General features: G+C 71.3%; 10 protein-coding genes. 2 read left to right on the top strand and 8 right to left on the bottom strand.

Annotation, left to right across the window (positions count from 1 at the left end; all coding sequences use genetic code 11):
- Positions 1-11 precede the first annotated feature (11 nt).
- The 3 genes from rpsG to ACFOVU_RS01845 all read right to left on the bottom strand — a co-directional run bounded on the left by rpsG (position 12) and on the right by ACFOVU_RS01845 (position 2,308).
- Positions 12-482: a 30S ribosomal protein S7 gene (gene rpsG / locus ACFOVU_RS01855; protein WP_378529500.1), complete on the bottom strand. Its 471-nt coding sequence runs from the start codon at positions 480-482 to the stop codon at positions 12-14.
- Between the two features lie 2 nt (positions 483-484).
- Complete coding sequence (gene rpsL / locus ACFOVU_RS01850) at positions 485-856, bottom strand: 30S ribosomal protein S12 (protein ID WP_067964557.1); 372 nt, start codon at positions 854-856, stop codon at positions 485-487.
- Positions 857-1,525: 669 nt separating this feature from the next.
- Positions 1,526-2,308 (bottom strand): TetR/AcrR family transcriptional regulator, encoded by a 783-nt coding sequence (locus ACFOVU_RS01845; RefSeq protein WP_378529499.1) that lies wholly within the window; start codon positions 2,306-2,308, stop codon positions 1,526-1,528.
- 114 nt (positions 2,309-2,422) lie between these two features.
- Here ACFOVU_RS01845 and ACFOVU_RS01840 point away from each other — a divergent pair, with 114 nt between their 5' ends.
- A complete protein-coding gene (locus ACFOVU_RS01840) occupies positions 2,423-2,977 on the top strand; it encodes a DUF418 domain-containing protein (protein WP_378529498.1) in 555 nt (184 codons plus the stop codon).
- Positions 2,978-3,045: 68 nt separating this feature from the next.
- Here ACFOVU_RS01840 and ACFOVU_RS01835 read toward each other — a convergent pair whose 3' ends face one another.
- On the bottom strand, positions 3,046-4,989 hold the full coding sequence (locus ACFOVU_RS01835) for an ABC transporter ATP-binding protein (protein WP_378529497.1): 1,944 nt from the start codon (positions 4,987-4,989) through the stop codon (positions 3,046-3,048).
- Positions 4,990-5,299: 310 nt separating this feature from the next.
- Here ACFOVU_RS01835 and ACFOVU_RS01830 point away from each other — a divergent pair, with 310 nt between their 5' ends.
- Positions 5,300-5,662: a ClpX C4-type zinc finger protein gene (locus ACFOVU_RS01830; protein WP_378529496.1), complete on the top strand. Its 363-nt coding sequence runs from the start codon at positions 5,300-5,302 to the stop codon at positions 5,660-5,662.
- A 109-nt stretch (positions 5,663-5,771) separates the two neighbouring features.
- On the opposite strand, the gene ACFOVU_RS01825 is transcribed toward ACFOVU_RS01830, so the two are convergent.
- The 4 genes from ACFOVU_RS01825 to rplL all read right to left on the bottom strand — a co-directional run.
- Entirely contained in the window at positions 5,772-7,595 is a 1,824-nt protein-coding gene (locus ACFOVU_RS01825; RefSeq protein WP_378529495.1) for a hypothetical protein, read from the bottom strand.
- A 2,325-nt stretch (positions 7,596-9,920) separates the two neighbouring features.
- Positions 9,921-13,796, bottom strand: coding sequence for a DNA-directed RNA polymerase subunit beta' (locus ACFOVU_RS01820; RefSeq protein ID WP_378529494.1), 3,876 nt, complete (start codon positions 13,794-13,796; stop codon positions 9,921-9,923).
- 35 nt (positions 13,797-13,831) lie between these two features.
- Positions 13,832-17,299, bottom strand: coding sequence for a DNA-directed RNA polymerase subunit beta (gene rpoB, locus ACFOVU_RS01815; protein ID WP_378529493.1), 3,468 nt, complete (start codon positions 17,297-17,299; stop codon positions 13,832-13,834).
- Between the two features lie 713 nt (positions 17,300-18,012).
- Positions 18,013-18,232 (bottom strand): 50S ribosomal protein L7/L12 (gene rplL / locus ACFOVU_RS01810; protein ID WP_378529492.1); only part of this gene is annotated, 220 nt, incomplete at its 5' end.

Here is an 18,232-nt window from a genome sequence, read left to right as displayed (position 1 = left end):
AGCCGCGGGGGTTACCAGCGGTAGTGGGCGAAGGCCTTGTTGGACTCCGCCATCTTGTGGGTGTCCTCGCGACGCTTGACGCTGGCGCCGAGACCGTTGCTGGCGTCGACCAGCTCGTTCATCAGGCGCTCGGTCATGGTCTTCTCGCGGCGCTGGCGGGAGTAGCTGACCAGCCAGCGCAGAGCCAGGGTGGTGCTGCGGGACGAACGGACCTCGACCGGCACCTGGTAGGTGGCGCCACCGACACGGCGGCTGCGCACCTCGAGGGCGGGCTTCACGTTGTCCAGCGCACGCTTCAGCACGACGAGCGGGTCCTGGCCGCTCTTCTCACGGGCGCCCTCGAGGGCGTCGTAGACGATGCCCTGGGCGATGGAGCGCTTGCCGTCGAGCAGCACCTTGTTGATCAGTGAGGTGACCAGCGGCGATCCGTAGACCGGGTCGGTGATCAGCTGGCGCTTCGGCGCCGGGCCCTTGCGCGGCATGCTTACTTCTCCTTCTTCGCGCCGTAACGGCTGCGCGCCTGCTTGCGGTTGCGGACGCCCTGGGTGTCGAGCGAGCCACGGACGATCCGGTAACGGACACCGGGCAGGTCCTTCACACGGCCGCCGCGCACGAGCACGATGGAGTGCTCCTGGAGGTTGTGCCCGATGCCGGGGATGTAGGCCGTGACCTCGATCCCGCTGCTGAGCTTCACACGGGCGACCTTGCGCAGAGCGGAGTTCGGCTTCTTGGGCGTAGTGGTGTAGACACGCGTGCACACACCACGACGCTGCGGACTCCCCTTCAGCGCCGGGGTCTTGTTCTTCGAGACCTTGTCCTGTCGGCCCTTTCGGACCAGCTGCTGGATGGTGGGCACCGCGTCTCCGTCTTTCTCGTGACCTACGCCGGTTCTGTTAGCCGTTAGCCGATGTCGCTGCTGACCTGCTGTTCCTCTGGTTCCCGCCGACCCCCGTATCCGGGCGTGTCGCGCTCTACCTGAAGCATGGCGGAACCGATCGAGCCCGGCCGCGGTGGCCGAAACATCTTGGGAGGAGGTTTACGCGCCGCTCTCACTCGCCGCCCGGCGTACGGGTCCGACCTAACAGCGCGCGCGTATGACCCGTCGACTCACGGGCACGAAGTTGAAGAGTACCGAACCGGCGAGAGCCGGTCAAAACGACAGCGGCCGCCCATGGTACCCGTGCTTCGCATCCTCGATCCGTCGAAGGCCACTACATAGTGTACGCGGTCCCAAGGGATGCCCAAACGAAATTCAGGAGAACCCGGGTGGGAGAGCGTCCGTCTCCGGCCACCGCCCGATGGCACCTGGTCGCCCGGCCCGGGTATTCGTTGGTGCAGGCGTGGACGACGGCTTCGTCGCGCCCGTCGGGGGTCACGCCGTCGTCGTTGGGCATGCCGTCCTCGGTGAAGAGGACGAGGACGCCGCGCATCACCGGATCCGTCGGGTGGCCACCTTCACATTCGACCGTGGGGGTGGGATCGGGGCGAGGCGGCCGGACGCTCGACCCCGCTCCACCGACCGGGCTCAGGACGTCGGCCGCGCCGGCGGAGCCTTCGCCGCTGCGATGGCCGCGGCCACGCCGTCGAGGACGAGTTCCAGGCCGAACGCGAAGTCGGGGTCCTCGGCTCCGGCGGCCGGCTGCTCCGCGGGTGCCTCGAAGACATCCGACGCGAAGAGGGCCGCGGCGTCGGGGAAGCGCTCCGGGTCGACGAGGCGGGCGAGCGACCTGCCGTAGTCCCGCTCGACCTGCGCCTGGTCCAGGCCGGTCCCCCGCCGGCCCTCCTCCATCTGGCGCGCCATCGAGCTCATGGTGCGCACGTACCCGGAGAGCACGGACACGATGCCCACCTTGTCGCCCCAGCCGAGCCCGGTGCCGCGCAGGGCGCGCAGGCCCGCGTCGAGCCAGGCGACCGCGTTGGGGCCGCTCGGCGGGCCGGAGACCGGGAGGTCGGCCAGCCACGGGTGGCGCACGAACCGTTCCCGCAGCGCGAAGGCCCACTGCCGGGTGCCCTCGCGCCAGTCGCCGGGGGCGGGGCCGGACTCCGGGGGCGTGCCCTCAGCGGCGTCGCCCATGAGGACCAACAGCTCGTCCTTGGATCCGACGTGGCGGTAGAGCGACATCGCCGTGTAGCCCAGCTCCTTGGCGACCTTCGCCAGCGACACCCCCGACAGGCCTTCGCGGTCGGCCACGGCGACGGCCGCGCCGACGATGCGGTCGATGCCGAGCTCGGCGGGGCGGCCGACGGGCGCCGCCGCCGGCAGCCGCCACAGCCGCCCCAGCTCGGCGGGCACGTCGTCCTGGGCCATGCGCACACGCTACCGCGCCGGGCACGGGCCCGTTCTCGCCGTACGTCGGCCTTCCCCGCTTGCATTACTTTAGTTTCGCTCATAAATTAACACCATCAGCCGACAGGAGGATCCGTGTCCGTCGACGACCACATCCACGCCCCGCGTCCCGGAGCGGGGGCCCAGGGCCCCGCCGCCCATCGGCGGCTGCTGCTGTGGACCGCCACCATCGGCATCGGCATCGGCATCGCGGGCGGCCTGCCGATGGGCCTGTTCAGCGCCGGATGGCTGCACGCCGACGTCCCCGCGGCGGGGACGATCAAGTACCTGTACGAGGCGTCCGGCCAGTTCGGCGGCGTCGGCTACGTGGCACTGTTCGGGCTGATCGCACTGGCCCTGTCGAAGCGCCGCCCGGCCCGGCGGCCGGGCGTGGTCGTCGATGCGCTCACCGCGCTGGGGCAGCGCTCGCTGAGCGGCTACCTGGTCCAGTCGGTCGCGTGGGTGGTGCTGGTGTCTCCGTTCGCCCTGGCACTGGGGGACTCTCCCGGCAGCATCGCCTTCATCGCGGCCGGCTGCGCGGTAGGCGTCTGGGTGGCCACGGTGGTCGCCGCCTACTTGATGCACCGCCGATCCCTCCGCGGTCCCGCCGAGGTGCTCTTGCGCCGGCTCACATACGGCCGCAGGGGGTGACCGGCCGACCGGAGGTGTGCGTCCCCGGAAGCACGGGGCCGCTGGGGACGCACACAGTCGGAGCGGGATCAGCCGGCCGCCGCGCCGGGGAGGGCCGGGTCGGGGGGCTCGGCGCCGCCGACGATGCCGGAGTAGGCGTCGGCCTGGAGGGTGAACAGGTAGCGGTAGCGGCCGTCGGGCAGGGCCATCAGCTCTTCGTGGGTGCCCTGCTCGACCACGCGGCCGCGGTCGAGCACGTAGATCCGGTCGGCCATCCGCACCGAGGCCAGGCGGTGGGTGATGAGCAGCACCGTGGTGTCCTGCGCGGCGGCGTGCAGGGTGTCGAACAGCCGCTTCTCGGCCTTGGCGTCCAGCGCCGCCGTCGGCTCGTCGGCGATCACGAGATCCGCACGCCGGTAGAGGCCACGGGCCGCGGCGATGCGCTGCTTCTGCCCCCCGGACAGGTCCGCACCCCCGACGAACCGCTTGTCCAGGAGGGTTTCGAGGCCGTCGTCCAGCTCGCCGACGACTGCGTCGGCGCCGCTGAGCCGCATCGCCCGCAGCAGGCGCCGGTCGTCGGTCTCGGCCGACATGGTGATGTTGCGGCGCGCGGACAGCGGCCACTGCGTGTAGTCCTGGCTGATCAGCCCGATCCGGTCGCGCAGCTTCTCGGGGTCGAGGGCCGTGGTGTCGGCCCCGTTCCAGGCGATCGTCCCCTGCTGCGGGAGGTAGAGGCCGGCCAGGAGCCGGGCGAGGGTGCTCTTTCCGGAGCCGTTCTCCCCGACCAGGGCGACGATCTCCCCTTTGCGCAGGACGATGTCCACCCCGCGCAGCACGGGCCGCTCCTGGTCACCGGGGTAGGCGAAGACGACGTCGCTGGCGGTGAGCTCGTTCAGCTCCCCCGGGTCCACCCCGGACGACGGTGCGGGCAGCCGGGTGCGGGCCTGGTGGCAGAACTCCAGGAAGTCGTTGAAGAACAGCGCGGACTCGTAGCAGAAGTTCACCGAGTACAGCAGCTGGGCGAGCGAGCCCTGCCCCTGGCGGATCGCCAGCACGGCGGTGCCGGCCACCGACAACGGCATGCTCCCCGACAGCAGCAGCGCCCCGAGCGCGACATAGGTGGCCACCGCGGCGAGCCCGCCCGCGGCGTCGCCGGCCACCCGCACCCGGGTCTGGCGCAGGGCCACCGCCAGCAGCACGGCGCGCACGTGGTCGGCGATGGCGGTGTACTCGGCGAGCAGGAAGGTCCGCATGTTGTAGGAGCGCAGCTCGGCCGCCGACTGGCGTTCGGCCATGAGCGCGCCGATGATGTACTGGCGCCGCCGGGTGGTGGTGAGTTCCCGGATCCGGGTATAGCGCAGCCGGGCGGCCCGGGCGGCGGCCCAGCCGTCGGGCACGACCGTGAGCACGAGCAGCCCGAGCAGCAGCGGGTGCAGCACGGTCAGCACGCCGGCGACGGCCATCAGGCTGATCGCGCCGTTCAGGATGTCGATCGCGCACGTCACCGTCCGCGCGACCTCCCCGACGCCGCGGTCGCGGGCCCGGTACATCGCGTCGGCGAGGTCGGAGTCGTCGAACGCCTCCAGGTGCATGCGCGAGGTGAGGTCGAACAGCTCCAGCTCGGCGGCCCGCTCCACCTGGGGTTCCAGCCGGGCCTGCGCCCAGCCGGCGCCGACGCTGAGGGCGCCGCGGACCAGGGCGGCCCCGGCGACCATCAGGAGGGCGGGTAGCGCGTCGCGGACGCGGTCGGGGGTGGGGCCGGCGGCGAACAGCTCCTCCAGGACGCCGGAGACGGCCAGCAGCCCGGCGGCGCTGGCCACCCCGGCCCCCAGGTTCAGCCCGACGGTGGCGAAGGTGTCGATGCGGCTGGCACGCCAGGCCCGGCCTAAGGCCAGGGCGATCATCGCGGGCAGGCGGGTGGCCACCACCCAGAAGGACGCGGCCTCCAGTTCGTGGACCCAGGGGTTGTAGCGGCTGGCTTTGACTTCGGGCTGCTCGGGCGCTGGACGGGCGGTGCGGCGGCGCAGGCGCATACGGGCTCCAGTGGCATGTCCGGGGACAGGGAACACGCGTTCGAGGATGACGAAGGAGAGTGTAGGCGCGCGATGACAGCGCGTCATCAGGTGTAGGCGGGCCGGACTCTGACCGCCTTCGCCCGATTGCTCCCCCGGGGATGCGCCACTTGCCGCTCGGCGGCGCCGCGCCACCTGCGGGTGCGGTTTCCGGCGACCGCGAACCCCCGTTCGGATCCCGACCGGATCGATCCACCCCCAGGACTTGTCAGGACATCCCTGACACATCTATCGTTCCGTCAGGATAACCCTGACAACAAGGGAGACGGCCATGACGAACCCCCCTGCCGGGCCACGGTGCTCTTTCTGCGGCAAACCCGCCCCCGAGGTGGACCAGCTGGTGGCCGGGCCCGGCGTCCAGATCTGCAATGAGTGCGTCGGCCTGGCCGTGTCGGTCATCGACGCGCACCGCGACAAGCCGGCCCCCGCCCCCATGCCGCTGTGGACCTCGATGGCCGACGAAGAGATGCTCCACCACATCCCCCGCGTCGCGGCGGTAGCCGACCAGGTCGAAGCCGACCTGCGCGCCTGGGTCGCCGAACTGCGCTCCCGCGGAGTCACCTGGGCAAGAATCGGCGGAGCATTGGGCGTCTCCCGCCAGTCCGCCTGGGAGCGCTTCTCCGGCGAAGAGTGACCGTGGGCCGGCAACGAGCGGGCGGCACCGGAGGCCGCGGCCGGAAACGACGGTGCCCGGTACGGCCGAGGCCGCACCGGGCACGCGTGGTGTCCGTCGATCGTGTCCGTCAGAGAAGGAACATGGAGACGGCGCCGCCGATCGCTCCGACGACGGTGAGCCCGAGGCTGATCCAGGCCAGGACCGTGCCGATCGTGACCAGGTTGCCGCCCTCCAGTTCGCCGTTGGACCGGCGGATCGCGCGCCGCGCGCCCGAGCCGACGACCAGCGCCGCGATGGCGGTGAACAGGCCGATCAGCGGGACGAAGCCGGCGATGCCGAGCCACAGCGTGGCCGAGGCTCCCGGAGCGTTCTCAGGGCCCCAGTAGTCGACGTTGTCGTAGCCCGGGTAGTCGCCGCCCTCGTCCCCGCCGGGCGGGCCGTCGAACCCGGGGAACTCGTCGGCGACGGCATCGCGGCCGCGGCGGTTCCGCTGCCCGGCCGCGTCCTGCGGCCCCGAGGGGCCGTCGTAGCCCGGCTCGCCGCCCTCGCCCGGCCGGCCGTAGCCGTCCGGTCCGTACCCCTGGTCGGGAGCGCCGTACCCGTCCGCCGGTCCGCCGTAGCCGTCACCCGGACCGCCATAGCCGTCCGCAGGAACGCCGTACCCCTCCTCGGGACGGCCGTAGCCCTGCCCCGGGCCCTGCGGGCCGTACCCCTGGTCGGGGCCGCGGTCGTCGAACCCGCGGGGGTCGCCGTGGCCGGGTCCCCCACCGGCCACAGCGGAGTAGCCGTCCCCGGCGTACCCCTGCCCGAACCGGTCGCCGGGGTCACCGTAGCCGGGAGCGCCCGGGCCGTTCGGCGGTTCATAGCCGCCCCCGGGGCCGCCCGTGTAGGCCGGCTGCACGCCGGAGTCGTAGCCGTTGTCGACGAACCCGGTGCGCCCGTCATCGGCGAGCGGACCGCCATAGGCGCTCGGGTCGTACTCGCCGGGCCGGCCGGGGCCACCGAAATCGGTGCCCGCGCCGTAGCCCCCGGGCTCGGCCCCGGAACCGTAGGCCCCGGCATCGCCGTGACGGGGCCCGCCGCCCAGCTCGTCGGGGATCGCGGGCATGGCCTGGGTCCCCTCCCCCGGATCCGGGTAACCGGGCTCCTGGCGGGCATCCCACGGAGCGGGCTCCTGCCCGGCCCTCGCCGGGTAGCCGCCATACAGGGCGTCGTCGCGGCCGGCCCGGTTGTCGGGCCCCAGTTCGTCGGAGACCGCCGGGATGGCCTGCGTGCTGTCCCACCCCGGGCGGCCGAAGTCCGCCTGGCCGGGCGCGTCGCCGAGACCGTCGGCGGCACGCTCCCACGACGGTGTTCCGCCGCCGAGCCGGTCGGCGAAGTCGCCGCCCTCGCCCGGCCCGATGCCGGACCCCGCGGGCCGGGGGTCGTCGAACGCCCCACCGAAGTCGTGCGTGGTGTGCTCGGGGGAGCCGTCTCGTCGTTTCTGTTGTGCCTTGATCGCGGCTTCGCGGACGCTTTGGGGCAGCCGGGGGTCGTCGCGGCTGAACGCCCAGGTGTTCCCGCTGCCCGTGCCCAGGTCACCGGTCTGCTCGCTGGCGGGGCGCGCCGGGGTGCGCGGCCCGCCCGAGGAGGCGGGCTCGTCGGACAGCGGAGCGTCGGGCCCCGCACTGTCCCAGCCGGACCCCGGATAGGCGCGCGAGACGTCGTCGTGGCCGCCGGGCCCGCCCCGGGACTCGGCGGGGGTGGCCGGTTCGGCCGGGGCGCCAAGGTAGGACCGGCCGATCGGATCGGCCAGCGGATCCCCGCCCGGCCCATCGAGCGGCCCAGGGGCCGGCCGTGGGGCCGCGGAGAGTTCGTCGCCGTAGCGGTCGGGGCCGTCGTAGCGCGGCTGGGCCCCCCAGCGTTCGCCGCTCTCGGAGGCAGGGCCGGGGCCACCGCCCCACGAGGGCATGGATCCTCCGGCGCCGGGGGCGAGGGGATCGCGAGAGGGGTCGCCGACCGGCCGATCCAGCGGGCCGCCCAACGGATCTCCCGCCGGGGCGTCGTAGGGGCGCGCCTGCCCGGGCCCCCCATAAGAGCCGCGGTCGGCACCGCCATCGCCGAAACCACCGGAACCGTCGGCAGAGGACGCGCTCGCCCAGGGCTCGGTGGCGGGATCCCGCCGGAAACCGTCGTCCGCCCGCGGCCCGCGCCCGGACGAGGGCTGACCAAGCGGGTCGGCGAGCGGATCGGCGAGGGGGTCGGAGGAGCCCGGACCCGCCGAGCCCGGGGCGCTACCGTACGGCTCGCCGCCGTACGGGCCCGCTCCTCCGGGACCGCCGGAGGCGGCGTGCGCCGCCGATGCGTCCCACGCCGGGGTGCCCAGGGGACCGCCCGAGCCGACAGAGCCGGAAGAGGGCCCGTCCCACTCCGGACGCGGACCCGCCCCCGAGCCGGCGGAGGCCGGGGCACCGAAGTCGGACGCGCCACGGTAAGCGTCGCCACCACTCAGACCGGGGTCTCCCGAACCCCGCCCATCGGAGAAGCCACCAGGGCCGCCCGAGCCGACGGAGCCCGCATCGGGCGCATCCCACTCCGGACGCGAGCCCGTCCCCGGACCACTCGAACCCGGCCCGCCGGAGAAGCCGCCAAGGTCACCCGATCCGGCGGAGCCGGAGCCCGGCCCGCCGAGGTCGGACCCGCCGCCGTAAGCATCGCCACCGCGCAGACCGGAGCCGGCCGAACCCGGCGCCTCGGAGAAGCCACCGGGACCACCCGAGCCGACCGAGCCCGACCCGGACCCGTCCCACTCGGGACGCGAGCCCGTTCCCGGACCGCCCGGAGCACCCGGGCCACCGGGACCACCGGCTCCCGGCCCGTCGGGGAAGCCCCCCGGGCCGCCGGGCCCGCCGGCGGCCGCCCCGCGGTAGGGCTCTCCGCTGTAGGGTCCCTGAGGCTCATGGCGCCCCGCGGGGTCGCCGGGTGCCGCCGTTCCCGGTCCGGCGAGGGGGTCGGCGTCGGCCGTGGAGCTGAACGGCGCGGTCTCGGGCGCGGGGTCGTACCCGCCGCCCGAGGAGATGTCATAGGAGGGGGTGGCTCCGGGGGAGCCAAGAGGGGCGGCGAGGGGATCGCGTCCGTATCCGGGGGCGGGGGAGTCGGCCCGGCCGGATGCGCCGGGGTGCCGGTCCTGCGGGCCGTTCCCCGGGCCCGCAGGGTCGTCACGGCCGGGGCGGTCGGGCGCGCCGGGGCCGGCCGCGCGGTCCCCCGGCCGCGCGCCCTCGCCGAAGCCCGGGTAGCCTCCGGTCCCGCCGCTCCGCGCTTCGGCGCCCCCGCCGAGGGCGGACGCCGGCCAGCCGCCCGTGGGCGCGCGGTACACGCCCGCCGCCGGGTCGGCCGGCGCCGGGTCGCCCTCGGGGCGCGGCCGCTGTCCCAGCGGGTCGTCGGACCCGGCAGCGGTACGCGGCGCTCCGCTGTCGCCGCGAGCGGGGCCCGCGAGCGGGTCGGGGTACGACGGGCTCGCGGCGAACGGCTCGGTCGCCGGGGATCCCGGGGCTCCCGCGTGAAAGCCCGGGTTCGGACCCGCTGAGCCCCCGGGACTCCCCGGCCCCCCCGGAACCGCACCGGGAAAGCCCGGGTTCGGGGACGCCGGAGCGCCGGGTTCTCTGCTCGCCACACCCGGGTCGCGGCCCGGCGCGCCCGGAGCCGCGGAATCCGGCCCCATCGCCGGCCCGGACGCCGGATCTGCGCCGATGTAGGGGCGTCCCGCCGCGGGCTGCTGCGCCTCGGGCCCCTGGGGCCCGGTGCCGCCGCCCAGCGGGAGCGCGTCGGTGGTCTCCCCGGTGGCGGGCGCGCCGAGGCCGCTCAGCGCCGCCGGGTAGGGCTCGGCCATCCCCGGCCGCTCGCCGCCCATTCCCGGGAAGCCGCCCGTGGCCGGGAACCCGCCGAAGGGGTTGCCCGCGGGCCGCCCGGCGGCACCGCCACCTGGCACGCCGCCCTGCTCCTGCCGCTCGTCCTGGCCGTCCCGGCCGTCCGGCTCTGTGCGGGAGCGGTCTCCGGCCGGAGTGAACCACGAGCCCTGCTGCTGCCGGGGCTCGTCGTCGTCACCGGACGACCCGAACCGCGCTCCCCCGTTGTCCGTCACTGTTCTCGTTCTCCCGACCGCGCGTGAGCGCTCAAGTCCCCATCCGTCTACGAGTATGCCGACCGTCAAAGACGAACGGCGGTAGTTCCACCCCACTTGGGGTGGAACTACCGCCGTCGTCAGGTCAACGCTCCGATCCCACCGGTGATATTCGTGTCACCGGTTATACGGGCCGAAGTCATACTCCTCCAGCGGGACGGCCTCGCCGGACCCCTGACCGAAGGTGTACTCGCTCGGCTCCTCGTAGCCCGAAACGGAGTACATCGATGCCTTCGCCTCCTCGGTCGGCTCCACCCGGATGTTGCGGTACTGCGGCAAGCCGGTACCGGCCGGGATGAGTTTACCGATGATGACGTTCTCCTTGAGGCCGACCAGCGGGTCGCTCTTGCCGTGAATGGCGTTCTCGGTGAGCACCCGGGTGGTCTCCTGGAAGGAGGCGGCCGACAGCCACGACTCGGTGGCCAGCGACGCCTTGGTGATGCCCAGGAGCACCGGGCGGCCGGCGGCCGGCTGGCCGCCTTCGGCCACGACGCGGCGGTTGATCGCCTCGAACTTCGGGCGCTCGACCATCTCGCCGGGCAGCAGCTCGGTGTCGCCGGACTCCAGGATGTTCACCCGCTTGAGCATCTGCCGCACGATGATCTCGATGTGCTTGTCGTGGATCGAGACACCCTGCGACTTGTAGACCTCCTGCACCTCCGACACCAGGTGCTGCTGCACCGCGCGCGGGCCCTGGATGCGGAGCACCTCGTGCGGGTTGATCGCGCCCTGGATGAGCTGCTGGCCGACGGAGACGTGCTCGCCCTCGCCCACGAGGAGCTGCGCCCGCATGGGCACCGGGTAGGCGATCTCCTCGGAACCGTCGTCCGGGATGAGCACGATCTTGCGGCTCTTCTCGGTGTCGTCGATCCGGATCCGGCCGTCGAGCTCGCTGATCGGGGCCACACCCTTGGGGATGCGGGCCTCGAACAGCTCGGTGACACGCGGCAGGCCGTGGGTGATGTCCTGGCCGGCCGAGCCGCCCATGTGGAAGGTCCGCATGGTCAGCTGGGTGCCGGGCTCACCGATGGACTGCGCCGCGATGATGCCGATGGCCTCGCCGACGTCCACCGGCTTGCCGGTGGCCATGGAGCGGCCGTAGCAGGTGGTGCAGACGCCGATCTTGGCCTCGCAGGTGAGCGAGCTGCGCACGCGCACCCGCTCGACGCCGGCGGCGACCAGCTTGTCGATCATCTGCTCGGAGGTGTCGGTCAGCGCCGGGGCCAGCACCTGGCCGTCGACGACGACGTCCTCGGCGATGGTCCGGCCGAAACCGGTGTTCTCGACGTTGTGCTTGCGCACGACCACACCGGCGGCGTTCTTCTCGCCGATGTCGTGCCACAGCGACCGGTCGGTGCCGCAGTCGATCTCGCGGACGATGACGTCCTGCGCGACGTCCACCAGGCGCCGGGTGAGGTACCCGGAGTCGGCGGTGCGCAGCGCGGTGTCGGCCAGGCCCTTGCGCTGGCCGTGCGTGGAGATGAAGTACTCCAGCACGGACAGGCCCTCGCGGTAGGAGGACTTGATCGGCCGCGGGATGGTCTCGCCCTTGGTGTTGGAGACCAGGCCGCGGATACCGGCGATCTGGCGGACCTGCATCGGGTTGCCTCGGGCGCCGGACTGGACCATCATCCACACCGGGTTCTCGGCGGGGAAGTTGTCCTCCATCTCCTTGGCGACCTCGTTGGTGGCCTTGGTCCAGATCTCCGTGAGCTCCTGGCGGCGCTCGTCGTCGGTGATCAGACCGCGGTCGTACTCGCGCTGGATCTTGTCGGCCTGGCGCTCGTAGCCCTCGAGGATCTCCTGCTTGCGCGGCGGCGCCAGCACGTCGTTGATACCGATGGTCAGCCCCGAGCGGGTGGCCCAGTGGTACCCGGCGTCCTTGAGCGCGTCCAGGGTGGTCGCGACGTGGACCTTCGGGTAGTTCTCGGCCAGCTCGTTGACCAGGGCGGACACCTGCTTCTTGCCCACCTGGTAGTTGACGAACGGGTAGTCGGTCGGCGTGGTCTCGTTGAAGAGGTAGCGGCCGAGCGTGGTCTCGAGGACGTAGGACTCCCCGGGCTCCACGTTGTCCGGGCGCACCCAGTCGCGCGGCGGCGGGGCGTCGCCCTCGACGCGCAGCCGGATCTTCGCCTGGAGGTCGAGGTCGCCGAGGTCGTAGGCCATGATCGCCTCAGCGGGCGTGCGGAACGCCCGGCCCTCGCCCTTGGCACCCTCCTTGAGGGTGGTCAGGTAGTAGAGCCCGATGATCATGTCCTGGGTGGGCATGGTCACCGGCTTGCCGTCGGACGGCTTGAGGATGTTGTTCGTGGCCAGCATCAGCAGCCGCGCCTCGGCCTGGGCCTCGGCGGACAGCGGCAGGTGCACCGCCATCTGGTCACCGTCGAAGTCCGCGTTGAACGCGGTGCACACGAGCGGGTGGATCTGGATGGCCTTGCCCTCGACCAGCTGCGGCTCGAACGCCTGGATGCCCAGGCGGTGCAGGGTCGGCGCACGGTTGAGCAGCACCGGGTGCTCGGTGATGACCTCTTCGAGGACGTCCCACACCACGGGGCGCGACCGCTCGACCATCCGCTTGGCGCTCTTGATGTTCTGCGCGTGGTTGAGGTCGACCAAGCGCTTCATCACGAACGGCTTGAACAGCTCCAGCGCCATCTGCTTGGGCAGGCCGCACTGGTGCAGCTTCAGCTGCGGGCCGACGACGATGACCGAACGGCCGGAGTAGTCGACGCGCTTGCCCAGCAGGTTCTGCCGGAACCGGCCCTGCTTGCCCTTGAGCATGTCGGACAGCGACTTGAGCGGGCGGTTGCCCGGGCCCGTGACCGGCCGGCCCCGGCGGCCGTTGTCGAACAGCGCGTCGACGGCCTCCTGGAGCATGCGCTTCTCGTTGTTCACGATGATCTCGGGCGCGCCGAGGTCGAGAAGCCGCTTGAGCCGGTTGTTGCGGTTGATGACCCGGCGGTACAGGTCGTTGAGGTCCGAGGTGGCGAACCGGCCGCCGTCGAGCTGCACCATGGGGCGCAGGTCCGGCGGGATGACCGGGATGCAGTCCAGGACCATGCCCATGGGGCTGTTGCGGGTGTTGAGGAACGCCGAGACGACCTTGAGCCGCTTGAGCGCGCGGGCCTTCTTCTGGCCCTTGCCGCTGCGGATGGTCTCGCGCAGCTTCTCGGCCTCGGCGTCGAGGTCGAAGTTGGCGAGCCGCTCCTGGATGGCCTGGGCGCCCATGCCGCCGCGGAAGTACTTCCCGAAGCGGTCCCGCATCTCGCGGTAGAGCATTTCGTCGCCCTCGAGGTCCTGGACCTTGAGGTTCTTGAACCGGGTCCAGACCTCTTCGAGGCGGTCGATCTCGCGCTGCACGCGGTCGCGGATCTGGCGCATCTCGCGCTCGGCGGACTCGCGGACCTTGCGCCGCGCGTCGCCCTTGGCGCCCTGCTCCTCGAGCTCGGCGAGGTCGGCCTCGAGCTTCTTGTGCCGCTCCTCGACGGTGGAGTCGCGGCGCTGCTCCATGTGCTGGCGCTCGACCGAGATGTGCGCCTCGAGGGACTGGAGGTCGCGCTCGCGGGCCTCGGAGTCGACCCAGGTGACCATGTACGCCGCGAAGTAGATGATCTTTTCCAGATCCTTCGGGGCGAGGTCCAGCAGGTACCCCAGGCGGCTGGGCACGCCCTTGAAGTACCAGATGTGGGTCACGGGCGCGGCCAGCTCGATGTGGCCCATGCGCTCGCGCCGCACCTTGGCGCGGGTGACCTCGACGCCGCAGCGCTCACAGATGATGCCCTTGAAGCGGACCCGCTTGTACTTACCGCAGTAGCACTCCCAGTCGCGGGTGGGGCCGAAGATCTTCTCGCAGAAGAGCCCGTCCTTCTCCGGCTTCAGGGTTCGGTAGTTGATGGTTTCCGGCTTCTTGACCTCGCCGTGCGACCACTGGCGGATGTCGTCGGCGGTCGCGAGGCCAATTCGCAGCTCGTCAAAGAAGTTGACGTCGAGCACTTATTTCGTCCCCTGCTCTTGAAGATCGCGGAAAGTCAGACCTCTTCGACACTGCTCGGCTCGCGCCGACCCAGGTCGATTCCCAGTTCTTCCGCCGCACGGAAAACGTCCTCATCCGTGTCGCGCATCTCGATGGACATACCGTCGCTGGACAGCACCTCCACGTTCAGGCAGAGCGACTGCATCTCCTTGATGAGCACCTTGAACGATTCGGGGATGCCCGGTTCGGGGATGTTCTCGCCCTTGACGATGGCCTCGTAGACCTTCACCCGGCCCAGAACGTCGTCGGACTTGATCGTGAGGAGCTCCTGGAGGGCGTAGGCGGCGCCGTAGGCCTCCAGCGCCCACACCTCCATCTCGCCGAAGCGCTGCCCGCCGAACTGCGCCTTACCGCCCAGCGGCTGCTGGGTGATCATCGAGTACGGGCCGGTGGAGCGCGCGTGGATCTTGTCGTCGACGAGGTGGTGCAGCTTCAGGAAGTAGGTGTAGCCCACCGCGATCGGCTCGGCGAAGGGCTCGCCGGTGCGGCCGTCGAACAGCCGCGCCTTGCCCTCCTCGTTGACCAGCCGGATGCCGTCCTCATTGGGCAGGCTGGAGCCGAGCAGGCCGCCGATCTCGTCCTCGCGCAGGCCGTCGAAGACCGGCGTGGCGACCTTGGTGCCGGCGGGGATGTCGTCGGCGCCGATGGCGCGCATCGCCTTCTTCCACTCGGCGTCGTCGCCGTCGACCTTCCAGCCGTTCTGGGCCAGCCAGCCGAGGTGGATCTCCAGGATCTGGCCGACGTTCATCCGGCCGGGCACGCCCAGCGGGTTGAGGACGATGTCGACCGGCGTGCCGTCCTCCATGAACGGCATGTCCTCCTGCGGGAGGATCTTGGCGATGACGCCCTTGTTGCCGTGGCGGCCGGCGAGCTTGTCGCCGTCGGTGATCTTGCGCTTCTGCGCCACGTACACGCGGACCAGCTCGTTGACGCCGGGCGGCAGCTCGTCGCCTTCGTCGCGGCTGAACACGCGCACGCCGATGACCTTGCCGGACTCGCCGTGCGGCACCTTCAGGGAGGTGTCGCGGACCTCGCGGGCCTTCTCACCGAAGATCGCGCGCAGCAGCCGCTCCTCGGGGGTCAGCTCGGTCTCGCCCTTGGGGGTGACCTTGCCGACGAGGATGTCGCCGTCGACGACCTCGGCGCCGATCCGGATGATGCCGCGGTCGTCGAGGTCGGCCAGGACCTCCTCGCTGACGTTGGGGATCTCCCGGGTGATCTCCTCGGGGCCCAGCTTGGTGTCGCGGGCGTCGACCTCGTGCTCCTCGATGTGGATCGAGGACATGACGTCGTCCTGCACCAGGCGCTGGGAGAGGACGATGGCGTCCTCGTAGTTGTGGCCCTCCCACGACATGTACGCCACGAGCAGGTTCTTGCCCAGCGACATCTCGCCCTGGTCGGTCGAGGGGCCGTCGGCGAGGACCTGGTTCTCCTCGACCCGCTGGCCTTCGTCGACGATGGGGCGCTGGTTGAAGCAGGTGCCCTGGTTGCTGCGGCGGAACTTGCCGAGGCGGTAGGTCTTGCGCGTGCCGTCGTCGGCCATGACCGTGACGTAGTCGGCGGTGACGTCCTCGACGACGCCCGCCTTCTCGGCCAGGACGACCTCGCCGGCGTCGGTGGCGGCACGGTACTCCATGCCGGTGCCGACCAGCGGGGACTCGGCGAGCAGCAGCGGCACCGCCTGGCGCTGCATGTTGGAGCCCATGAGCGCGCGGTTGGCGTCGTCGTGCTCCAGGAACGGGATCATGGCGGTCGCGACCGACACCATCTGGCGCGGCGAGACGTCGATGTAGTCGACCTCGCCCGCGGCGACGGCCTCGAACTCCCCGCCCTTGCGACGGACCAGGACGCGGTCCTCGGCGAAGGTGCCGTCGGGGTTGACCGGCGTGTTCGCCTGGGCGATGACGAAGCGGTCCTCTTCGTCGGCCGTGAGGTAGAAGATCTCCTCGGTCACGCGGCCGTCGGCGACCTTGCGGTACGGGGTCTCGACGAACCCGAAGGAGTTCACCCGGCCGTACCCGGCCAGCGACCCGATCAGGCCGATGTTGGGGCCTTCAGGGGTCTCGATCGGGCACATGCGGCCGTAGTGCGACGGGTGGACGTCGCGGACCTCGAACCCGGCGCGCTCACGCGACAGGCCGCCCGGGCCCAGCGCGGACAGCCGCCGCTTGTGGGTCAGGCCCTCCAGCGGGTTGGTCTGGCCCATGAACTGCGACAGCTGGCTGGTGCCGAAGAACTCCTTGATGGAGGCGACGACCGGCCGGATGTTGATCAGGGTCTGCGGCGTGATCGCCTCGACGTCCTGGGTGGTCATGCGCTCGCGGACCACGCGCTCCATGCGCGCCAGGCCCAGGCGGACCTGGTTCTGGATCAGCTCGCCGACGGTGCGCAGGCGGCGGTTGCCGAAGTGGTCGATGTCGTCGGTCTCGATCGGGCGGGAGCCGTGGGGGGTCTCCAGCTCGTCCTCGCCGGCGTGCAGGCGCACGATGTAGTCGATCGTGGCGACGATGTCGTCCTCGGTCAGCGTGCCCTGCGTGTACTCGGCCTCGACGCCGAGCTTCTTGTTGATCTTGTAGCGGCCGACCTTGGCGAGGTCGTAGCGCTTCGGGTTGAAGTACAGGTTCTCCAGGAGCGCCTGCGCGGACTCCTTCGTCGGCGGCTCGCCCGGACGCAGCTTGCGGTAGATGTCCAGCAGCGCGTCGTCGGTGCCCGCGGTGGGGTCCTTCTCCAGGGTGTTGCGGATGGACTCGTACTGGCCGAACCGCTCCAGGATCTGGTCGGTGGTCCAGCCGAGCGCCTTCAGCAGCACGGTGACGCCCTGCTTGCGCTTGCGGTCGATGCGGACCCCGACGAAGTCGCGCTTGTCGACCTCGAACTCCAGCCAGGCGCCGCGCGACGGGATGACCTTGCAGCCGAAGAGGTCCTTGTCGGACGTCTTGTCGACCGTGCGGTCGAAGTAGACGCCCGGCGAACGGACGAGCTGCGACACGACGACACGCTCGGTGCCGTTGATGATGAACGTGCCGGTGGCGGTCATGAGCGGGAAGTCGCCCATGAACACGGTCTGGCTCTTGATCTCACCGGTGTCGTTGTTGATGAACTCCGCCGTGACGAACATCGGGGCGGAGTAGGTCATGTCCTTGTCCTTGCACTCCTCTGCGGAGTACTTGGGCGGCTCGAAGCGGTGGTCGCGGAACGAAAGCGACATCGTGCCCGAGAAGTCCTCGATGGGACTGATCTCCTCGAAGATCTCTTCGAGGCCGGACTGCTCCGGAACGTCCTTGCGGCCGGCGTTACGGGCCGCCTCTACTCGGGTACTCCACTTCTCGTTGCCGAGCAGCCAGTCGAACGACTCGGTCTGCAAGGCGAGAAGGTTGGGGACCTCAAGTGGTTCCTGAATACGAGCGAAGGAAACGCGGTTCGGACCAAGGGCGTTAGCGGAGGCGTTGCGCGAGGCTGCCAACAGGGGTCCTTCCGAAGGCTTGTGGCGGTTGATGCGCGCGCACGCCAGACGTCCCTTGATGCGCGAAGAGAAGCCGAGGCAGGTCGGAGACTCTAGGGTGCGGAGTGGGCCGAGACAACGATGAATCGGGCTCCACGCACGGACACCGGCACAGGGAACGTCAAAGGGCAGCGCAAAAGGGCAGTGTAGCCGAATACTACACCGCTGTCCAACAACGCCCCCCGGAGTCAGTCACGACACCACGCAGCATCGCTCCAACAGCCGAATCCGTCAAGCCCAGGCCGCCCGTATCGGGGCATTCCGCCGTCGTGAGAGGTCCCACAGACCCCTCGGGGTGTGAGCCACCCGACATAGGGGAAAGATCCTTGGGTCCAGGGCCCGCCACCCCCCGCGCCCCAGGCCATCCCGGGACGCAGGGCCGTGCCACCGCGCCGGCCGCGTCACGCGCCGAGCCTCCTCAGCAGGTCCGACCACGCCCGCACGCTCTCAGCGGCGGCCTCGTCGACCGCCTCAGCGCCTGCGAGCCCGCCGGGCTCCGCATCCGTGGACCACACCGTCATCGCGCCACTCCCTCATCGTCGGAAACCGGTGACACGGGAGTGATACCACCGCGCACCCGGCCTCGTCCGGGAAATCCCCGGAGACGGCGAAAGGCGGCCACCCCAAGTGTGGGGTGGCCGCCCGGAAAGCGCCTATCGAGGCTGCTCTCGCTCCTACTTCAGGGTGACGGTGGCGCCGGCGCCCTCGAGGGCGGCCTTGGCCTTCTCGGCGGCGTCCTTGGCGACACCCTCCAGCAGCGGCTTGGGGGCGTTGTCGACCAGGTCCTTGGCCTCCTTGAGGCCCAGGCTCGTGAGGCTGCGGACCTCCTTGATGACCTGGATCTTCTTGTCGCCCGCGCCCTCGAGGATGACGTCGAACTCGCTCTGCTCCTCG

It is taken from the genome of Nocardiopsis sediminis (assembly GCF_042650565.1).
Classification (GTDB): domain Bacteria; phylum Actinomycetota; class Actinomycetes; order Streptosporangiales; family Streptosporangiaceae; genus Nocardiopsis_B; species Nocardiopsis_B sediminis.
This window is presented reverse-complemented; position numbering and strand designations above follow the sequence as displayed.